Raw genomic sequence first — 16173 nt, 5'->3', positions numbered from 1 at the left:
CCATTCGGGGGGAGCTTGCGCCCTTCTACCGCCCCAAAGACCAGTCCACCCTGAGCCTCTGTCGGGGAGGACGGATCATGATCCAGCGGATGCTGCTGTGGTACGGCGTCGCCATGCCGGTGGTTTATTTCGCCGGCATCTTCGGGACGGCCCTGGCCTGGCCGGGGTTCGACCACGCCACGCAAATGCCCAGCGAACTGGGGATGGCCACCGCGCCCATGGCCGGCGTGTTCAATACCGGACTGCTGCTCAGCGGCGCGCTCGGCCTGGCCGGCGCCGTGGGGCTGCAACGGGCCTGGCGAACCCTGGCCGCAACCCTGTTGGCCAGCGCCGTCGCCCTGCCGGCCCTGTCCCTGGTCGTGGCGGCGCTGTTCCCGCTGCCCAGCCCGCACCACCTGGCCTTCAACATCGTGGTGGCCGGACTGCTGATCCCGCCGTTGGCCGGCTGGACGCTGTGGCGCGGCGACCGGCGTTGGGCGCGCATCCTGGCGGCAGTCACCCTGATCGAGGTCGCCGCCATCGCCGCGGGACTGGGCGGCGGCCTGATGACCGCCGCCAACGCCGGATGGTGGATCAGAGCGCTCGGCCTGATCCTGTTCGGATCGGCGGCGCTCGCCTGCTGGCGGAGCCTCAGGAAGGCTTAGGCGCCTTGGCCAGCTGGTCCTCGCGCCAGCCCTTCTCCTGCTCGATCAGCTCTTCGGAGGCGATGCCGGCGAAGTCTTCCGGCTCGAAAAAGCGGCGCAGCTCGATCGAGCATTCGACATCGCCGTCCCGGAAGTCGGGGCGCGGAACCTTGCTGAGCCACATCAGGGCTTCGTCCCAGTCCTTGACGTTGAGCACCCAGTAGCCGGCGATCAGCTCCTTGGTTTCGGTGAAGGGCCCGTCGGTGATCACCCGCTTGCCGTTCTTGAAGCCCAGCCGCGCGCCCTTGCTGGACGGATGCAGGCCGGCCCCATCGACCATCACCCCGGCGGCGATCAGTTCATTGTTGAAAACGCCCATCTCCTCGACCTGCTCGGTCGTGGGCATGATGCCGGCTTCACTGTCGGCGTTGGCCTTGACGATCATCAGAACACGCATGGTCACATCTCCCGTTGAGGCTGCCGCGCAGCCGTTCGCCCCTCAGGACGAACACCGCCCGCCGCAGCCGACATTTTTCTTCTGAAGTTTTTTGGCGACGTTTTTCAGGCTCGTTTGACCGACAGGATCTTGATGTAGGTCTCCAACATCTGGCCGACCATGGCCGGGTTGTCGGCCTTTTGCGACTTGGGCATGACCAGGATGCGTTTGACGATGTCCATGCCCTCGACCACCCGGCCGAAGGCGGCGAAGCCCGCCTTGTCGCCGGTCGCCGCCGGATTGGCGTCCAGATAGCCGGCGTCGCCGACACAGATGAAGAAGTCGCTGGTCCCCGTACCCGGCGCGTAGCGGGCCAGGCTGACCGTGCCGTCGACATGTTTCAGGCCCGTCTGGGTGGTCGGCTCATGCGGCACCGGCGGGATCGGCTTGCCCGGTTTGGCGCCGCCCTGGACCAGGCCCATCAGCGGATTGGAGGACACGGCCATCCCGCGATAGATCTCGCCGCCATTGTAGCGGCCGGCGTCGACGTACTTCAGGAAGTTGGCCACCGTCAGCGGGGCTTTCTCGGCATTGAGCTCCAGCACCAGCGGACCCTCGCCCGTGGTCATGGTCAGGCGCACGACGCCCGGCGTGGGAGTCGGGGCGGGCGCCGTCTGGGCAAGAACCGGCGTAGCGGAGGCGGCGGCGAGGCCGGTCAGGACGGTGCGGCGGTGCATGGCGGGTCTCCTCGGGGTCCGAACCTAGCCCGAGGTTCGCCCGCCTGACTACTTCCGGATGTTGGCCAGAATTTGCGCCGCGAAATCGACGTCGGCCTCGGTATTGCGGAAGCTGGGGGTCAGCCGCACATGCCGCGTCGAATAGGGCGCCGCCGAGCCGATGACCTTTGAGCCGCGCAGCCGCCGCACCACCGCATCGGCCGACAGGCCCGGCAGGTCGAAGCTGACGATGCCGGCGCTCAAGGCCGGGTCCATCGGCGTGCGCACCACCACATGCGGCATCTGGCTGAGCGCCAGTTTCAGCCGGCTGGCCAGATTGTGGGTCCGGGCCTGGATCGCCGCCTTGCCGACCATGCCGTGGAAGGCGAAGGCCTCGTTCAGGGCCCAGACATGCTCGAAGGCCTTGAACCCGCCCGGCGTCATTCGTGCGCCCGTCGTGGCCCCGGGATCATAGCCGCCCAGCCAGGCCCCGTAGGCGTTGGGGGCCAGGAAGCTGGGGATGGTCGGCTCGAAGCGATGCAGGCTGTCGGGCCGGAAGAAGACCACGCCGGTGCCGCGCGGACCGAACAGCCACTTGTGACAGCCGGCCGCCAGCACGTCGGCGCCCAGCTGGTCGAAGGTGACGTTCTCGACCCCGAAGCCATGCACGCCATCGACGATCAGCAGCACCTTGCGGGTTGCATCGCGTCCGGCGTTGACGGCCTTCAGGGCCTGGGCGATCTCGGGGATCGGCATCTTCAGCCCGGTCGAACTGTGCACCCAGGTCAGGGCCAGGGCCCGCGTCCGATCCGTGATCGCCCCCATCAGCCGGCCGACGATCTGGGCCTTGCTGGCGGTCCGCGCCTGGTCGAACAGGCTGATCTTGCGGATCGTGGCCCCGCTGCGCCGCGCGGCCAGCCGCAGGCTCTCGTGGGTGACATAGTAGTCGTGGGTGGTGGTCAGGATCTCCTCGCCATAGCCGACGAGCAGGCCGTTGTAGACCAGGCCGATGCCGCTGGTGGTGCTCTCGGTCAGGGCGATGGCCTCGGGGTTGGCCCCGAAATAGAGGCCGGCGGCCCGGCGGGCGGCGTTTTGCAGGGGCCGGTTGTTGGCCTCCAGATAGGTCACCGGATTGGCGTCCAGGGCGTCACGATGACGGGCGATGGCGTTGCGCACGATCCGGGGGTTGGAGGCGAACAGCATCGCTGACAGGTTCACCCAGCTCCAGTCCAGCGCCCACTGGCCCCGCACCCAGTTCCAGTCGACGGTGCTCGGCGCCGGCTCCATGGGCGGGGGCGTGTCGTGATGCTCGGGTCCGCCGAAGTCGGGATCGCTGTCCGGTGGCGGCTCATTCGGATCAGACGCGGTGAGCGGCGCTTCCTGGGCGTGAGCGATCGCCCCGGCGGCCAGCGCCAGTCCGGTCCCGGCCAACAGCCCTCGCCGGCTCAGATTGTCCTGCCCCATACCGTCCCCTCAATTTCCCCGACAAGACTGTGTCAGGCCCCGCAACCCTTTTCGAGCCTAGACATGTGTCGCGAGAGTCCGCGTGATCCTGCTCACGCATCGCCGCTCTTCCCTTCCCCGGCGTCAGAGAGTCATCCTGCCCCAAAAGAGGTTGCTGGAAGGCGGCCAGACTAGGGAGAGCACAGTGACCGACGCGCTTCGCATACCGGACGAGGTTGCCTTCAAGGCCATCGATCCCAAGGCCTACGCCGACGGATCGGTGCACGACGCCTTCCGCTGGCTGCGCGCCAACCAGCCGCTCGGCCGGGCCGAGCTGGAGGGGGTCGAGCCCTTCTGGCTGGTGACCCGCCACGCCGACATTCTTGAGATCAGCCGCCAGAACGACCTGTTCCACAGCGGCGACCGCCCGACCACCTTCACCACCAAGGAGGCCGAGGCCGCCGTGCGCCAGATGACCGGCGGCAGCCCGCATTTGGTCCGCACCCTGGTGCAGATGGACGCCCCCGATCACCCCAAATACCGGGTGATGACCCAGTCCTGGTTCCTGCCGCAGAACATCCGCAAGCTGGAAGACCGCATCCGCCAGATCGCCCGCGAGCACGTCGACCACATGGCGTCTCTGGGTGGCGAATGCGACTTCGTCAACGAGATCGCCCTGTTCTATCCGCTGAGGGTGATCATGGAGATCCTCGGCGTGCCGCCGGAAGACGAGCCGCGCATGCTGAAGCTGACCCAGGAGCTGTTCGGGGCCCAGGACCCGGAGCTGAACCGCGAGCGCAAGGAGACCCTCGACGTCGCGGGCGCCATGGAGATGATGCAGGGCGTCATCGCCGACTTCTTCATGTACTTCAAAGGCATCACCGACGACCGGAAAGCCGAGCCGAAGGGCGATGTGGCCAGCGTTATCGCCAACGCCCAGATCGACGGCGTGCCGATCAACGACTTCGAGGCGATGAGCTATTATGTGATCGTCGCCACCGCCGGCCACGACACCACCTCCTCCTCGACCGCCGCCGCCATCTGGGGCCTGGCGGCGAACCCGGAGGAATTCGCCAAGGTCAAGGCCGACCCCTCGCTGATCCCCGGCCTGGTCGACGAGTCGATCCGCTGGATGACCCCGGTTAAGCACTTCATGCGCTCGGCCACCGACGACGCCGAGATCGGCGGCCAGAAGATCGCCAAGGGCGACTGGCTGTGGCTGGCCTATCCGTCCGGCAACCGCGACGAGGCCGTGTTCAGCGACGCCGACGCCTTCAAGGTAGACCGCAAGGAAGGCAAGCACCTGGCCTTCGGCTACGGCGCCCACCTGTGCCTGGGCCAGCATCTGGCGAAGATGGAAATGCGCATCCTGTTCGAAGAGATGCTGCCGCGTCTGAAGAGCCTGTCGCTCAACGGCGAACCCAGGCTGGCCCAGGCCAACTTCGTCGGCGGGCCAAAGACTCTGCCGATCAAGTACGAGATGACCTGAGATACGAAAAACGGCCCCGGATCGCTCCGGGGCCGTCTTCATTCAGGTTTTCAGCCTGCTCAGTTCGGCTTCGCCTTCTCGGCGGTGTCGGACACGGCGTCACCGGCGGCCGAGACGTCTTCGCCGGCGCCCTTGACGGTGTTGCAGGCGGTGGTGGTCATGGCGGTGGCAGCCATCGCCGCGGTCATCGCGGCCAGAACGATCAGCTTACGCATTACGGACATCTCCTTTTGAAGCGCCCGGAATGCGGGCGCGGAACTAGCCCGTGAACAACGCCAAGTCGCGACCGGGGTTCCCGGCCGGTCAGCCCACCCCGGGTGATGGCGCCAATGCCGACGCCAGCAGCTCGGCCAGCCGCTCCCCCCGCACCCAGTTATAGCCCTGTACGGTCACCAGATTGTGGGCGATGCCCTGCAGGCCACAGACCAAGGTCTCGAACAGCGCCTTGCGCGCCGCCTCGTCAGTCTCGAACGGCGCCAGTGCGACGTCGAACAGCCGGAACTGGTCGAGGATCCCGCCCGACACGAAGCGCTCGACTTCGCCTGGCGTCACCCCCTCGGCCATGAAGGCGATCCGGTAGCGGTCCGGATGGTCCAGCCAGTAGCGGACATAGCCCCGGGAGATTTCCAACAGTCGGGCGCGGGGCTCCGCTATCCCCGCCGCCCGGGCCGCGAGGTCGTCAAACAGCTCGTCGAAGAAGCCGCTCCAGAGTCGCTGCAGGATGGCCGGCTTGCCGTCGAAGTAGGCGTACAGGGTCATCGGCGCACATCCGGCCGCCTGGGCCAGGCGCCGCATGGAGACCCCGGCCACCCCTTCACGACGGAAAAGATCCTCGGCCACCTGGGCGATGCGGTCGCGGCCGGCCGCCAGGTCGGCCGCGCTCAGGGTCGGGCGGCCACGGCCACGGGGGGAATCGGAAGCGGGCATGGGGGCAGCTAAGGCGGCTTGACGCGGCGAGGCAAGTTAAATAAATAGTACGCGTGCTAAACAAAAGGAGCAAGGCGATGATTCAGGTGACGGCCGGCGGCCGACCGACGATCAGTGGCTTGGCGTTGCGTGGGGTGTTGTTGCTGGCCGGGGCGCTGATCGCGCTGACCGGGGTCAATGTCGGGTTGGGGGGCATCGAGACGCTGGGCCTGCAGGGCGCCCACGGCTTCTTCACTGTCACCGATCAGGCGATGTTCCAGGCCCAGGACAGCCATGTTCGGTTCCTCGGCGGCCTGTGGCTGGGCGTGGCGCTGGTGTTCGTGGCCGCCGCTGTCCGGCTGAAGCGGTTTCGCGGGGCGTTGCTGGCCTGTATCGGCCTGATCGTGGTCGGCGGGCTGGCCCGGTTCAGCGTCTTCGATCCGGCCGTGGTCTTCGGCCCGACGGTGGTCGGCTCCCTGGCAGCCGAGCTGATAGTCATGCCGCTGCTGGCGCTGTGGGTCTGGAAGGCTCGCGCCTAGTCCACCGATTCCGGGGTCGGGAAGACCAGGGTGACGGTCAGGCCGCCGGCCGGGTTTATCGCCATTTCGGTGCGGCCGCGCAGCTGGCGCGAGAAGGCGGTCATCAGGGTGCGGCCGACCCCCTTGGCCTCCAGCGTGTCGAGCGGCGGGCGCAGGCCGCCGCCATCGTCGGCGATGCTCAGGGTGGCGTCCGGCCCATCGACCTTGAAGTCGACGGTCAGCACGCCGCCGTGGTCGGCCAGGCCGTGCTTCTGGGCATTGGTGATGGCCTCGACCGCGAACAGGGCGATCGGCGCCAGCTTGTCGGGATCGATGATCAAGGTATCGGCCCGCACCTCCAGCCGCACCGTGCCGTTGGCGGTCTCGCTCATCATCAGCTGGGCGGTCAGCTCTTCCAGGAAGGGCCGCAGGTCCGCATGGCGCAGGTCGGCGCCCTGGTAGAGGGCGCGGTAGATCAGGGCCAGGGCGGTAATCCGCTGGCGGGTGTCATTGATCGCCTGGCGGGCGCCCGGGTCGGTCAGGGCCCGCTCCTGCATCGACAGCAGGGAAGAGATGACCTGCAGGTTGTTCTTCACCCGGTGATGGATTTCCCGCAGCAGGTCGTCCTTCTGGGTAAGATTCTCCTGCAGTGTGGTGTCCCGCGCGACGATGGCGGCGGCCATTTCATCGAGGGTCTCGGCCAGCTGGCGGATTTCCGGCGGCGCGCCCTGCGCCTGCAGGGGCCGGACGGTGAAGCGGCCGCGGGCGTAGATGTCGGCGATCCGCTGCAGATAGACGATCCAGCGCACCACCGACTGATCGGCGGCCCAGAACACCGCCAGCAGCGCCACGCTGAAGGCCAGCAACGGGAAGACCAGCCCCGACAGCGGGTCCAGCCAGGAACTGGAAAGGATACCCTTTGACGGCGCCGACAGCACCACGAACAGATCGCCGTACAGCGGGGCGATGGAATAGACCCGCTCGCCGTCGGCGGCCCCGCCGGCGGTGATCAGGGCCCCGTCCGGATTGCGCGCCCGATCGATCCAGGCCTTGGGAATACTGGGGAAGGCCTTGGCCTGGGATGCCGACAGGATGATCCCCCGGGCATCGACAACGGCCACTTCCGACCTTGGCGGCAGAGCGCGGCCCTCGGTCTCGGGTCTCAGGCTGCTCAGGGGGATGACCGCGGTCAGCACGCCGACCGGCCTTCCGTCGCCGCCCCGCGCCCCGGCCGGCACCGAGGCCAGCAGCACCGGCTCCCGGGCCAAGGTCCGGCTGGTATCGACGACGGTGGTGGCGGTGGCCTTGCCGCTGACGAGGTCGGCGAACCAGGGCTTGTAGCGCCGCTGCGGATCGGCCGGTACGCCGGCGGCGGAACAGGATACCCGCCCGGTCGCCTCAAAGCCGATCAGGTTGGCGTAGCCGCCCAGCCGCTCGGTGATGTCATGCAGCCGGTTGGCGCAATCGAGGCCGATCACGGCCGGAGCGAGGGTCTCCAGAAGGACGCGGCTCGCCTCCATGCGCGACGTGGCGCTGGCGACGCTGCGCTGGGCGGCTCCCTGCAGTTCGCGCCGCTGCTCGGCGGCCTCACGACGAAAGGAGAGGGCGGACTGAACCGCCCCCAGCAGCAGCACGGGAATCAGGGCCAGGGCCAGGGCGCCGGCCAGCCGCGCGCGGATGGTCCGCGCATCGCCAGATGGCGCTTGAGCGGAGGGCGCCGGAACGGCAGCGGAGGCGACCGCCTCCTCGGGCCCCTCTGGCCCGGAGCCGCCGCGCAGGAACCGCCTCACCGAGAGGCGGCGCTCAGGCGTTCGGCTTCACCCAGAATGGAACCCATGGCTTCACCGGCCGCGCGCCCATCGCGGCCATAGGCGCCGGCTTCGAGAATGCCCTGCACGGCCTTGCGGGCCCGGCTGACCCGGCTCTTCACCGTGCCGACCGCGCAGCCGCAGATCTCGGCCGCCTCTTCGTAGGCAAAGCCGCCGGCCCCGACGAGGATCAGCGCTTCGCGCTGTTCGGGCGGCAGGATGTTCATCGCCTGGCGCAGCTCATCCAGGGCGACGGGCGATTCCGGATCGTCCACCGCCATCAGGGTGCGCTCGGCCGCTTCCTGGTCCAGCTGCGTCGAACGCCAGGACCGGCGCTTGTCGCTGTAGAACTGGTTGCGCAGGATCATGAAGGTCCAGGCCTTCATATTGGTGCCCAGCTGGAAGGACGCACGGGCGTCCCAGGCCTTGATAAGGGCGTCCTGGGCCAGGTCGTCGGCCTGGGTCGCGTCCCCGGTCAGGGTGCGGGCAAAGGCGCGCAGATGGGGGATCAATGCCACCAGACCTTTCTGGAAGACATTGTCGCGGGCGGCCCCGGTCAGGCCGCTGACGTCATCGACGGCGGTCAATTCAACGATCCCCCGACTGGGAGCCGCTGTCGGCGCGCCGCAGAATTTCGAGGAATTCGTCGGGCACCGGTTCGTTGACCACTTCATCGAACATCTGGCGCAGTTTCACGCCGATTGCGCGCTGACGCAGGCGGGCCTCATCAAGGCCCTCGGAGGCAGCCCGGCGACCGGGCGGGTTCTGTTGCTGATCGATCATGCCGTCGGCGTCCGAAGACGCAGCTTCCCCGTACTTGCTGGTTCTGTCCCGCTTCAACGCAGTCCGCCCCCTCGGGTTCCATCAATCGGCTTCGAGAAGTTTCCGAAGGGTATGATGAACCAAAGTTCCAGGTCGTGGAACCATCGTTGCGTTCTGTCCGTTGAGAGCCCAGGTTCATTGCGTACGCGTCTTGGCGCGTCCTGCTTTGCGCCTACGTTTTTGTCGAAGACCAATATGAGACGGAGGGGTCATGAGTCTTCTCGCCCGACTGGCGCCGCATCTTCCCTATGTTCGCCGCTACGCCCGCGCCCTTACCGGCAGCCAGCAGACCGGCGACCAGTACGTGCGGGTCGCGCTTGAGGCGCTCGCCGCCGGCGAGCAGACGCTGCCCGAGCAGCTGTCGCCGCGCGTCGCCCTCTATCATGTGTTCCATGCCATCTGGGGCACCTCCGGGGCCCAGCTGGAGGACCGCAATCCCGACCAGGAGACCGGCGGCGCCCCCGCCGACCGCCTGATGCGGATCGCGCCGCGCTCGCGCCAGGCCTTCCTGCTGACGGCCCTGGAGGGCTTCACCCCCAGTGAGGCGGCCCAGATTCTCGATACCGGCTATCCGGAAGTCGAGCGCCTGATCGCCCAGGCCCAGGCCGACATCGACGCCGAACTGGCCACCGACGTGCTGATCATCGAGGACGAACCGGTCATCGCCGCCGACATCGAGGCGCTGGTGCGCGAGCTTGGCCACAACGTGGTCGACATCGCCGCTACCCGCACCGAGGCCCTGGAAGCCATCGCCAAGAAGCAGCCGGGCCTGGTCTTGGCCGACATCCAGCTGGCCGACGGGAGCTCGGGCATCGACGCGGTCAAGGACATCCTCGGCCAGTTCAACGTGCCGGTGATCTTCATCACCGCCTTCCCCGAGCGCCTGCTGACCGGCGAGCGCCCGGAACCGACCTTCCTGATCACCAAGCCCTTCCAGCCGGAAACGGTGAAGGCGGCGATCGGCCAGGCGCTGTTCTTCCATCCGGGGCGCCAGAAGATCGCCGCCTAGGCGATCTTCAGTCGTCAGAGTGCAGATCGCCGCCTAGGCGATCTTCAATCGTCGGAATTCAGATCGCCGCCTGAAGGCGGCAACAGACATGAAGTAGGGGCCGCCCTCGCGGGCGGCCCCTTTTTCATGCGTTCGCCCTTACGACGCCGGAATGCTCGACGGGCCCGGGTCGGCGGCCGGCGGGGTCGCCTGGCCCTGGATGTTTTCACGGGTCGGCGGCACCTGGGTCTTCTGCGCTTCGGCCAGATCGCCCGAGCGCATGCCCCATGCGGCGAACAGCGCGATGGCCGCCAGCAGGGTCGAGGCCAGCAGCACCCAGAGCACATGCCGGCCCCAGCGGCCCTGACGGACCTCGGTGACGGGGATATGGACGTGATCGCCCTCGGCGTCGTGGATCACTTCGGCCATGCTCGGCTCCTTTTCGCGGGAAATTCGCGCCGGCCTGACGGCGCCTTCACCGGAGAAAACGCCTGCAAAACAACGACGTTCCGCCGAGCCACAGGCTCCGTCGGGCCGCCGACAAAAAAACTTCGAAAAAATGCGCCTGGGACGGGAACGCAGTTTCGGGTTTTGTGTTTCCTCTTTGCGGAGGCGGCGACGCCCCCCCCGACTTGAGGCTCACCACAGTGAGCCAGCCGTCTCCGCACCCCAATTCTCGATGATGCAAAACTTGAAAAGGGCGGATCCAGAAACGGATCCGCCCTTTTTTCATGCCGCGCCGGGCGGGACCTTTCAGGTCCCCGGCGTCGACAGACGAAGAATGACCTCCGCCCTGCGGCGCAGCGGCGCCGCTGCGCCGGTCGGGGTCAGGGCGCCGACGTCTCCGCCGGCGGTAACGCGGACATCCTTCATCCCATAGCCCATCAGCGTCTTGGTCACCGCCGTGGCCCGCTTTTCGGCCAGCTTCATGTTGGCTTCCGGAGAGCCGACCGCGTCGGCCAGGCCGTTCACATCGACCCGGTCAACGGCGCAGCCCTTGGCCTGGGTGGCGGCCCCGCGCAGCACCGCCTTGCCCTCCTTGCCGATCACCGCCGAGGCGGGCTCGAAATAGATGGCGACATTGACGTCCTCACAGGGCGTGAAGCGGGCGACCTCGGTCTTCGGTGTCGTCTTGCAGGCGGTCAGCGCCAGGGCGGCGACGCCCAGGATCAACAGGTTGCGATGCATCATCTACCCCTCCATGCCCCTGGGGGCGGTTGCTCAAGAACGCGGCTGGCCGTTTTCCCAGAAATAGGCTCCGCGCTTCTGGTCGAAATAATAGTACCGGCCGCGCTTCTCATCGAAGTACTGGCGCCGGTTGACGCCGCCGGCCGGTCGGGCCGGCGCGGCCATCCGTTCACCCGCGGGCGGCGGGGGCGGAGCCGGCACACTGGCGCAGGCGGCCAGGCCCAGAAGGCTGACGCTGACGACCAGAATAGAGGACAGGCGCAAGAAAACCTCTCGGGCAAGCGCCGGGGATCGCCCCATGGCGCACCGCGTTTGTCATCCAACGCCGTTACGGGGGCAAGGGTTCCATCGCCGGAACCCATCGGAACTTCCCACCTCCGGCTTCCGTTCTGCTCCGGAAACCCCCATCGTGCGGAGAACGCCATGACCCTGTTCAAAAGCAAGACCGCCCCGGCCCATGACGCGGCCCCCAACCATGCCCACGCCCAGGGTCACAGCGACGCCGAGCTGCGCGCCGCCTATGAGCGCGGCCGCAAGGAGGAACGCGCCCGTCACCGCCGCTCGCCCTTCCTGGTGCTGGGCCTCGTCGCCGCGGCCCTGGTGGGCGCCGCCTCTCTGGGCCTGGCCGTTGTGAACGGCTCGTTCCGCGAGGGTGGCGCGGTGATGGACGCCGGCATGACCACCGCCGCCCGCGAAGCCGTGCCGACGATCAAGAAGGGCGCCGCCGCCGTCCAGGACACCCTGTCGAGTGACGCCAAGGCCGGCGACGCGCAGACCACCAGCAACAAGCCGGCGGGCTGACGGGTGGCGGGGGGCAAGACGCCGGTCCGGCGCAAACCAGCAGCGAAAAAGCCAGGGGCCCAGACGTCCGAGGCCCAGACCTCCGAGGCCCAGACCTCCGAGGCTCAGACAGCCGACGTCCAGCCGCCGGCCAAACGCCCGGCGATCGACGGCGTCCGCAAGGTCGAGGTGATCGCAAATCCGCTGTCGGGCAGCGTCGGTCCCAACGCCTGCGAGGAGGCCGCCGCCCTGCTGGAGGCCTGGGACCTCGAGGTCAACGTCCAGCGTTGCGAGGCGGGCAAGCTCGGTGAGATCATCGCCAACGCCCTGGCCGCCAAGCCGGACCTGATCATCGTCATCGCCGGCGACGGCACCGCCCGCGCGGTCGCCGAAGCCGCCGGCCCCAACGGCCCGCTGGTCGCCCCGTTGCCGGGCGGGACCATGAACATGCTGCCCTTCGCCATCTACGGCCAGACGACCTGGCCCGAGGCGCTGGAGGCCATCCTGACCAGCGGCGTCGAGAAGCGCATCTCCGGCGGTACGGTCGAGAAGCACAGCTTCTACGTCGCCGCCATCCTCGGCTCCCCCGCCCTCTGGGCCCGGGCGCGCGAGGCGGCCCGCCACGGCAAGGTCTGGCTGGCCATCCAGCGCGCCCGCCGGGCCGCCGAACAGGCCTTCAGCGGCCGCCTGCGCTTCACCCTCGACGGCGCCGCCCGCCAGAAGTCCGAAGCCCTGACCTTCATGTGCCCGCTGGTCTCAAAGGCCCTCGACAACGACGCCAACGGCCTGGAGGCCGCCGCCCTCGACCCGACCGGGGCCCTGGATGTCTTCCGCCTGGCCGTGGCGGCCGCCGCCGGCCAGTGGCGGGCCGATCCGGCCGTTCAGGTGACGCTGGCCAAGCAGGCCTACGCCTGGGCCGGCGGTCCGATCCCGGCCATCCTCGACGGCGAGTCCGTGCGGCTGGGCCGCACCGCCCTGGTCCGCTTCAAGCCCAATGCCTTCCGCGCCCTTGTCCCGCGGGGTCAGGGGGCCGACGCGTGAGTCCCCTGCGCCTATTCCACGCCTCCGACATCCACTTCGGCGGCGAGAACCAGGCCGCCGTGGCCGGCGCCGCGCAATGGATCGCCGATCATCCGGTAGACCTGGCCATCCTGTCGGGCGACCTGACCCGCGAAGGTCAGCCGAAGGAGTTCGAGGCGGCCCGCGCCTGGATCGACGCCCTGGCCTGTAGGGTGGTGGTCACCGCGGGCAACCACGACGTCCCCTATTTCAACATCCCCTACCGGGCCTTGATGCCCTGGAAGCGCTTCGACCGCTGGATGGGCGACCTGAAGGCGCCTCCGCCCATCGAGGGCCTCTCCTACGCTGGCGTCAACACCGCCCGCGGCGTCCAGCCCAGGGCCAACTGGTCCAAGGGCCAGATCAGCATGGCCCAGGTCCGAAAGGCCATCGGCCGGGTGCGGTCCGGCGCCGCCGGCGCCTTGAAGTTGGTAACCTGCCATCACCCCCTGATGGAGGTGGTCGGCGGCCCGATGACCGGCAATGTCTGGGGCGGCCGGACGGCGGCCGAGGCCTTCACCGCCTCGGGGGTGGATATCGTCCTGACGGGCCACATCCACACCCCCTTCGTGAACCCCTACCCCTTCGGCGACGGCCACACCTACGCGGTCGGGGCCGGCACCCTGTCGATCCGCGAACGCGGCGTGGCGCCCAGCTTCAACTGCCTGGAGGTCGAGGCCGAGGGTGTCACCATCACCGCCATGGCCTGGCAGGGGACGCGGTTCGAGCCGTTCCGCACCTGGCGGGTGGACCGGCGGTCAGAGGCCGCGCATCAACCCGCTGATCTCGTGCTCCCCGAGGTCCTCAAGGGCTGAGGCCACGGCCACCCGCGCTTCGGGCCGCTTGTTCTGGCCAAGCTTGGTGATGCCCTCGAAGCGTTCGACCGTCACCTCGTAGGCGACGATCATCCGCAACAGGCTGTCGAACCGCCCCGGGCTCATCTTGTCCCGCTTCCACATCGGCTTGGGCAGCAGGTCGCGTTCGAAGCGGTCGGAGAGGTCATCCAGCAGGGCTGCCGCCTCGTCCGGCCCCAGCACCCGCGCCGGACCTTCCATCTGGGCCGACAGATAGTTCCAGGTGCCGACCTGATCGTCCTGACCGTACCAGTCGGGGCTGATGTAGGCGTGTGGCCCGGTCACGACCGCCAGAACCCGGTCGCCAGCGCCAAGGCGCCGGGCGATCGGGTTGTTGGCCGACAGGTGGAAGCGCAGCCGTCGACCTTCCAGCAGAACCGGCGCATGGACCGCGAGGGGACCCTCGTCGCCGCTGATGCAGATGACGGCGAAGGGCGCGGCGTTGACCCGCGCCTCCAGCACCGTCTCGTCTGTTTCGTGGTAGATCGGGGGCGGATAGGTCATTTCACCCGGTACTTCTCGAACCAGGCGATGATCGCCCCGGCCTTGGCCCCCGATTGCGAGGGCCGGGCGGCGATGCCGCCATGGCTGGCGCCCGGCACGATGACAAAGGCGGATGGCACCTTCCGCAGCTGCAGGGCCTGGTAGTACTGGGCCGCTTCGGAGGCCGGGGTGCGGTGGTCATTCTCGCCGACCACGACCAGGGTCGGGGTCTTCACATTGCCAACCAGGCTGAGCGGCGAGCGCTCCCAGTAAGACTTCTGGTCCTCCCACGGCATCTTGGCGAACCAGTACCCGGCGGTGACCAGGGGGATGTCGCTGGTCAGCGCCTCTGTCGTCCAGTTGATCACCGGCTTCTGGGTCGCCGCCGCCCTGAAGCGGTCGGTCTTGCCGATGATCCAGGCGGTCAGCACCCCGCCGCCCGAGCCGCCGGTGACGAACAGGTTGCGGTCATCGACATTGCCCTTGGCGATGGCGGCGTCGACGGCGCTGATCAGGTCGTCGTAGTCGGGACCCGGGTACTTCTTGTCGATCAGGTTGGCGAACTCTTCCCCGTAGGAGGTCGAGCCGCGCGGATTGGTGTAGAGCACGATGTAGCCGGCCGCCGCGTATAGCTGCATGTCGGTGGCGAAGTAGGGGCCGTAGCTGGTGTTGGGCCCGCCGTGGATCTCGAGGATCAGCGGGTACTTTTTGGCCGGGTCATAGTTGGGCGGGTAGACCAGCCAGGCGCCCACGGGCTTGCCGTCGATGCTCGATTTCACATCCAGCGCCTCGACCTTGCCCAGCGTCTTGGCCCCCAGCAGGTCCTCGTTCAACCGCGTCGCCTGCACCGTCTTGCCGGCCGCCTGGATGACCAGGTCGGCCGGCCGGTCGACGGTCGAGCGGGTGTAGGCGATGACGCCCGAATTCATGTCGAAGCCACCGCCGCTGTAGGGGCGGTCCAGCCCGCCGCCGCCGAGGGTCGCGGCGATCGGCGCGACCTTGTCGGCCAGGTCGACCCGCGCCAGCCGGGTGACGGCCTGATCGACGTACTGGAAGGTGATGCTCTTGCCGTCGGGCGCCCAGCGGAAGTCGTCCACCGACCGGTCCAGCCCACTGGCCAGCCGGCGCGGATTGCTGCCGTCGGCGTTGGCCACATAGAGGTGGGTGTCGTGATAGGCGGTCTTCCTGTCGTCAAAGCCGAGGTAGGCGATCAGCTTGCCGTCCGGCGACAGGGCCGGGGCAAAGTCCGGTCCGACGCGGGTGGTCAGCCGCTTCACCGCCCCGGTGGCGACGGTCAGCTCATAGAGGTCCTGCAGGGCGGGGTCGTGTTCCCAGCCCGGCTCGCGGGCGCTGGAGAACAGGATTTTTGACCCATCGCGGCTCCAGGTCAGCGGGCCCTGGTTGTCGGAGGCGCCGCTGGTCAGCTGGCGCGGGGCGCCGCCGTCGGCCGAGACGACATAGACCTGCCCGGCGCCGGGCCGCAGGAAGCCCTCGGCGTCGGTCTTGTAGCGCAGGCCCTCGATGATCCGCAGCGGCTCGGCCCAGGTTGCGCCCTCGGGCTTCTTCGGCGCCGCGCCGCTGCTCAGGGACAGGCCGTTGCCGCCGGTGAACATCAGGAAGGCGATGGACCTGCCGTCCGGCGACCAGGCGATGCTGTCGGGCCCTTCCGGCAGGGTGGCGATCTTCGCCGTCGCCCCGGTGTCCATCCAGCGCACATAGAGCTGGGCCGAGCCCTCGGAGGTCGAGATGTAGGCCAGCCGCTTGCCGTCCGGCGACCAGCGCGGGGCCATATTGCTGCCGGTCCCGGCGACCAGGGGCTGCTGCGCCCCGGTATCAACGTCGACGATCCAGATCGAACGCTTGGTGCGGTCGGAATTGATGTCGTTGCTGGCCCGGACATAGGCCACCTGCTTGCCGCCCGGCCGCACCTGCGGGTCGGTGGCCTGTTCCAGGCTGAACAGGTCCTGGGCGGTAAAGGTGCGCGAGCCCGGGATCTGGGCCGACACAGGCATGGCGATCAGGCAGGCCGAGGCGGCCAGCAGCAAGGTCAGTTTCTTCAA

Annotated in this window: 20 protein-coding genes; 7 read left to right on the top strand and 13 right to left on the bottom strand. The window is 68.4% G+C overall.

Annotated features, from left to right (window positions below):
• The first annotated feature begins 77 nt into the window (after positions 1 to 77).
• On the top strand, positions 78 to 644 hold the full coding sequence (locus AC2YG9_RS05070; RefSeq protein WP_487296831.1) for a DUF998 domain-containing protein: 567 nt from the start codon (positions 78 to 80) through the stop codon (positions 642 to 644).
• On the opposite strand, the gene AC2YG9_RS05065 is transcribed toward AC2YG9_RS05070, so the two are convergent.
• The 3 genes from AC2YG9_RS05065 to AC2YG9_RS05055 all read right to left on the bottom strand — a co-directional run bounded on the left by AC2YG9_RS05065 (position 631) and on the right by AC2YG9_RS05055 (position 3239).
• Positions 631 to 1080 (bottom strand): YciI family protein, encoded by a 450-nt coding sequence (locus tag AC2YG9_RS05065; protein WP_487296830.1) that lies wholly within the window; start codon positions 1078 to 1080, stop codon positions 631 to 633. The genes AC2YG9_RS05070 and AC2YG9_RS05065 overlap by 14 nt on opposite strands.
• Before the next feature lie 104 nt (positions 1081 to 1184).
• Positions 1185 to 1796 (bottom strand): peptidylprolyl isomerase, encoded by a 612-nt coding sequence (locus AC2YG9_RS05060; protein WP_487296829.1) that lies wholly within the window; start codon positions 1794 to 1796, stop codon positions 1185 to 1187.
• A 48-nt stretch (positions 1797 to 1844) separates the two neighbouring features.
• Entirely contained in the window at positions 1845 to 3239 is a 1395-nt protein-coding gene (locus AC2YG9_RS05055; RefSeq protein ID WP_487296828.1) for an aminotransferase class V-fold PLP-dependent enzyme, read from the bottom strand.
• Positions 3240 to 3423: 184 nt separating this feature from the next.
• On the opposite strand from AC2YG9_RS05055, the gene AC2YG9_RS05050 reads away from it, so the two are divergent.
• Complete coding sequence (locus tag AC2YG9_RS05050) at positions 3424 to 4707, top strand: cytochrome P450 (RefSeq protein ID WP_487296827.1); 1284 nt, start codon at positions 3424 to 3426, stop codon at positions 4705 to 4707.
• 59 nt (positions 4708 to 4766) lie between these two features.
• Here AC2YG9_RS05050 and AC2YG9_RS05045 read toward each other — a convergent pair whose 3' ends face one another.
• The gene (locus AC2YG9_RS05045; protein ID WP_487296826.1) at positions 4767 to 4922 is read right to left on the bottom strand and encodes an entericidin A/B family lipoprotein; all 156 of its coding nucleotides are present in this window, start codon (positions 4920 to 4922) and stop codon (positions 4767 to 4769) included.
• A gap of 88 nt (positions 4923 to 5010) precedes the next feature.
• Positions 5011 to 5634: a TetR/AcrR family transcriptional regulator gene (locus AC2YG9_RS05040; RefSeq protein ID WP_487296825.1), complete on the bottom strand. Its 624-nt coding sequence runs from the start codon at positions 5632 to 5634 to the stop codon at positions 5011 to 5013.
• A 77-nt stretch (positions 5635 to 5711) separates the two neighbouring features.
• Between AC2YG9_RS05040 and AC2YG9_RS05035 the strand changes: the two genes are divergently transcribed.
• Positions 5712 to 6152, top strand: coding sequence for a DUF4345 family protein (locus AC2YG9_RS05035; RefSeq protein WP_487296824.1), 441 nt, complete (start codon positions 5712 to 5714; stop codon positions 6150 to 6152).
• On the opposite strand, the gene AC2YG9_RS05030 is transcribed toward AC2YG9_RS05035, so the two are convergent.
• Genes AC2YG9_RS05030 through nepR form a run of 3 tightly spaced genes read right to left on the bottom strand, consistent with a single transcriptional unit; the run spans position 6149 to position 8722 of the window.
• Positions 6149 to 7921 (bottom strand): sensor histidine kinase, encoded by a 1773-nt coding sequence (locus tag AC2YG9_RS05030; protein WP_487296823.1) that lies wholly within the window; start codon positions 7919 to 7921, stop codon positions 6149 to 6151. The genes AC2YG9_RS05035 and AC2YG9_RS05030 overlap by 4 nt on opposite strands.
• Positions 7918 to 8526: a sigma-70 family RNA polymerase sigma factor gene (locus AC2YG9_RS05025; protein ID WP_487296822.1), complete on the bottom strand. Its 609-nt coding sequence runs from the start codon at positions 8524 to 8526 to the stop codon at positions 7918 to 7920. The genes AC2YG9_RS05030 and AC2YG9_RS05025 overlap by 4 nt, the downstream gene beginning before the upstream one ends.
• Position 8527: 1 nt before the next feature.
• Positions 8528 to 8722, bottom strand: a complete 195-nt coding sequence (nepR, locus tag AC2YG9_RS05020) for an anti-sigma T factor NepR (RefSeq protein WP_487296821.1) — start codon at positions 8720 to 8722, stop codon at positions 8528 to 8530.
• Between the two features lie 250 nt (positions 8723 to 8972).
• Between nepR and phyR the strand changes: the two genes are divergently transcribed.
• A complete protein-coding gene (gene phyR / locus AC2YG9_RS05015; RefSeq protein ID WP_487296820.1) occupies positions 8973 to 9770 on the top strand; it encodes an anti-anti sigma factor/receiver protein PhyR in 798 nt (265 codons plus the stop codon).
• Between the two features lie 138 nt (positions 9771 to 9908).
• Here the strand turns inward: phyR and AC2YG9_RS05010 are convergent, their stop codons facing one another.
• The 3 genes from AC2YG9_RS05010 to AC2YG9_RS05000 form a co-directional block, all read right to left on the bottom strand.
• Positions 9909 to 10178, bottom strand: a complete 270-nt coding sequence (locus AC2YG9_RS05010; protein ID WP_487296819.1) for a hypothetical protein — start codon at positions 10176 to 10178, stop codon at positions 9909 to 9911.
• A 324-nt stretch (positions 10179 to 10502) separates the two neighbouring features.
• A complete protein-coding gene (locus tag AC2YG9_RS05005; RefSeq protein WP_487296818.1) occupies positions 10503 to 10940 on the bottom strand; it encodes an OmpA family protein in 438 nt (145 codons plus the stop codon).
• Positions 10941 to 10970: 30 nt separating this feature from the next.
• A complete protein-coding gene (locus tag AC2YG9_RS05000) occupies positions 10971 to 11201 on the bottom strand; it encodes a hypothetical protein (RefSeq protein ID WP_487296817.1) in 231 nt (76 codons plus the stop codon).
• Positions 11202 to 11360: 159 nt separating this feature from the next.
• On the opposite strand from AC2YG9_RS05000, the gene AC2YG9_RS04995 reads away from it, so the two are divergent.
• From AC2YG9_RS04995 to AC2YG9_RS04985, 3 genes are read left to right on the top strand one after another with little or no spacing between them, the layout of a single operon-like run.
• On the top strand, positions 11361 to 11738 hold the full coding sequence (locus AC2YG9_RS04995; protein WP_487296816.1) for a hypothetical protein: 378 nt from the start codon (positions 11361 to 11363) through the stop codon (positions 11736 to 11738).
• Between the two features lie 3 nt (positions 11739 to 11741).
• Positions 11742 to 12758 (top strand): diacylglycerol/lipid kinase family protein, encoded by a 1017-nt coding sequence (locus tag AC2YG9_RS04990; RefSeq protein WP_487296815.1) that lies wholly within the window; start codon positions 11742 to 11744, stop codon positions 12756 to 12758.
• The gene (locus AC2YG9_RS04985; protein WP_487296814.1) at positions 12755 to 13591 is read left to right on the top strand and encodes a metallophosphoesterase family protein; all 837 of its coding nucleotides are present in this window, start codon (positions 12755 to 12757) and stop codon (positions 13589 to 13591) included. The genes AC2YG9_RS04990 and AC2YG9_RS04985 overlap by 4 nt, the downstream gene beginning before the upstream one ends.
• Here the strand turns inward: AC2YG9_RS04985 and AC2YG9_RS04980 are convergent.
• Positions 13535 to 14134 carry an FMN-binding negative transcriptional regulator gene (locus tag AC2YG9_RS04980; protein WP_487296813.1) on the bottom strand — a complete coding sequence of 200 codons (600 nt, stop codon included), beginning with the start codon at positions 14132 to 14134 and terminating at the stop codon, positions 13535 to 13537. The two genes, AC2YG9_RS04985 and AC2YG9_RS04980, sit on opposite strands and share 57 nt — an antisense overlap.
• Positions 14131 to 16173, bottom strand: coding sequence for a prolyl oligopeptidase family serine peptidase (locus AC2YG9_RS04975; protein ID WP_487296812.1), 2043 nt, complete (start codon positions 16171 to 16173; stop codon positions 14131 to 14133). The genes AC2YG9_RS04980 and AC2YG9_RS04975 overlap by 4 nt, the downstream gene beginning before the upstream one ends.

The sequence above is a fragment of the Caulobacter sp. SRI_014 genome (assembly GCF_057586315.1).
Note: the sequence above shows the minus strand (reverse complement) of the source record. Positions and strands in the feature narration are given on the sequence as shown.

Coding starts and splice junctions, on each gene's coding strand:
- AC2YG9_RS04995 (WP_487296816.1), top strand. CDS start 11,361: ATGACCCTGTTCAAAAGCAAGACCGCCCCGGCCCATGACGCGGCCCCC.
- AC2YG9_RS05005 (WP_487296818.1), bottom strand. CDS start 10,940: ATGATGCATCGCAACCTGTTGATCCTGGGCGTCGCCGCCCTGGCGCTG.
- AC2YG9_RS05010 (WP_487296819.1), bottom strand. CDS start 10,178: ATGGCCGAAGTGATCCACGACGCCGAGGGCGATCACGTCCATATCCCC.
- AC2YG9_RS05055 (WP_487296828.1), bottom strand. CDS start 3,239: ATGGGGCAGGACAATCTGAGCCGGCGAGGGCTGTTGGCCGGGACCGGA.
- AC2YG9_RS04980 (WP_487296813.1), bottom strand. CDS start 14,134: ATGACCTATCCGCCCCCGATCTACCACGAAACAGACGAGACGGTGCTG.
- AC2YG9_RS05065 (WP_487296830.1), bottom strand. CDS start 1,080: ATGCGTGTTCTGATGATCGTCAAGGCCAACGCCGACAGTGAAGCCGGC.
- AC2YG9_RS05035 (WP_487296824.1), top strand. CDS start 5,712: ATGATTCAGGTGACGGCCGGCGGCCGACCGACGATCAGTGGCTTGGCG.
- phyR (WP_487296820.1), top strand. CDS start 8,973: ATGAGTCTTCTCGCCCGACTGGCGCCGCATCTTCCCTATGTTCGCCGC.
- AC2YG9_RS05045 (WP_487296826.1), bottom strand. CDS start 4,922: ATGCGTAAGCTGATCGTTCTGGCCGCGATGACCGCGGCGATGGCTGCC.
- AC2YG9_RS05070 (WP_487296831.1), top strand. CDS start 78: ATGATCCAGCGGATGCTGCTGTGGTACGGCGTCGCCATGCCGGTGGTT.
- AC2YG9_RS05040 (WP_487296825.1), bottom strand. CDS start 5,634: ATGCCCGCTTCCGATTCCCCCCGTGGCCGTGGCCGCCCGACCCTGAGC.
- nepR (WP_487296821.1), bottom strand. CDS start 8,722: ATGATCGATCAGCAACAGAACCCGCCCGGTCGCCGGGCTGCCTCCGAG.
- AC2YG9_RS05060 (WP_487296829.1), bottom strand. CDS start 1,796: ATGCACCGCCGCACCGTCCTGACCGGCCTCGCCGCCGCCTCCGCTACG.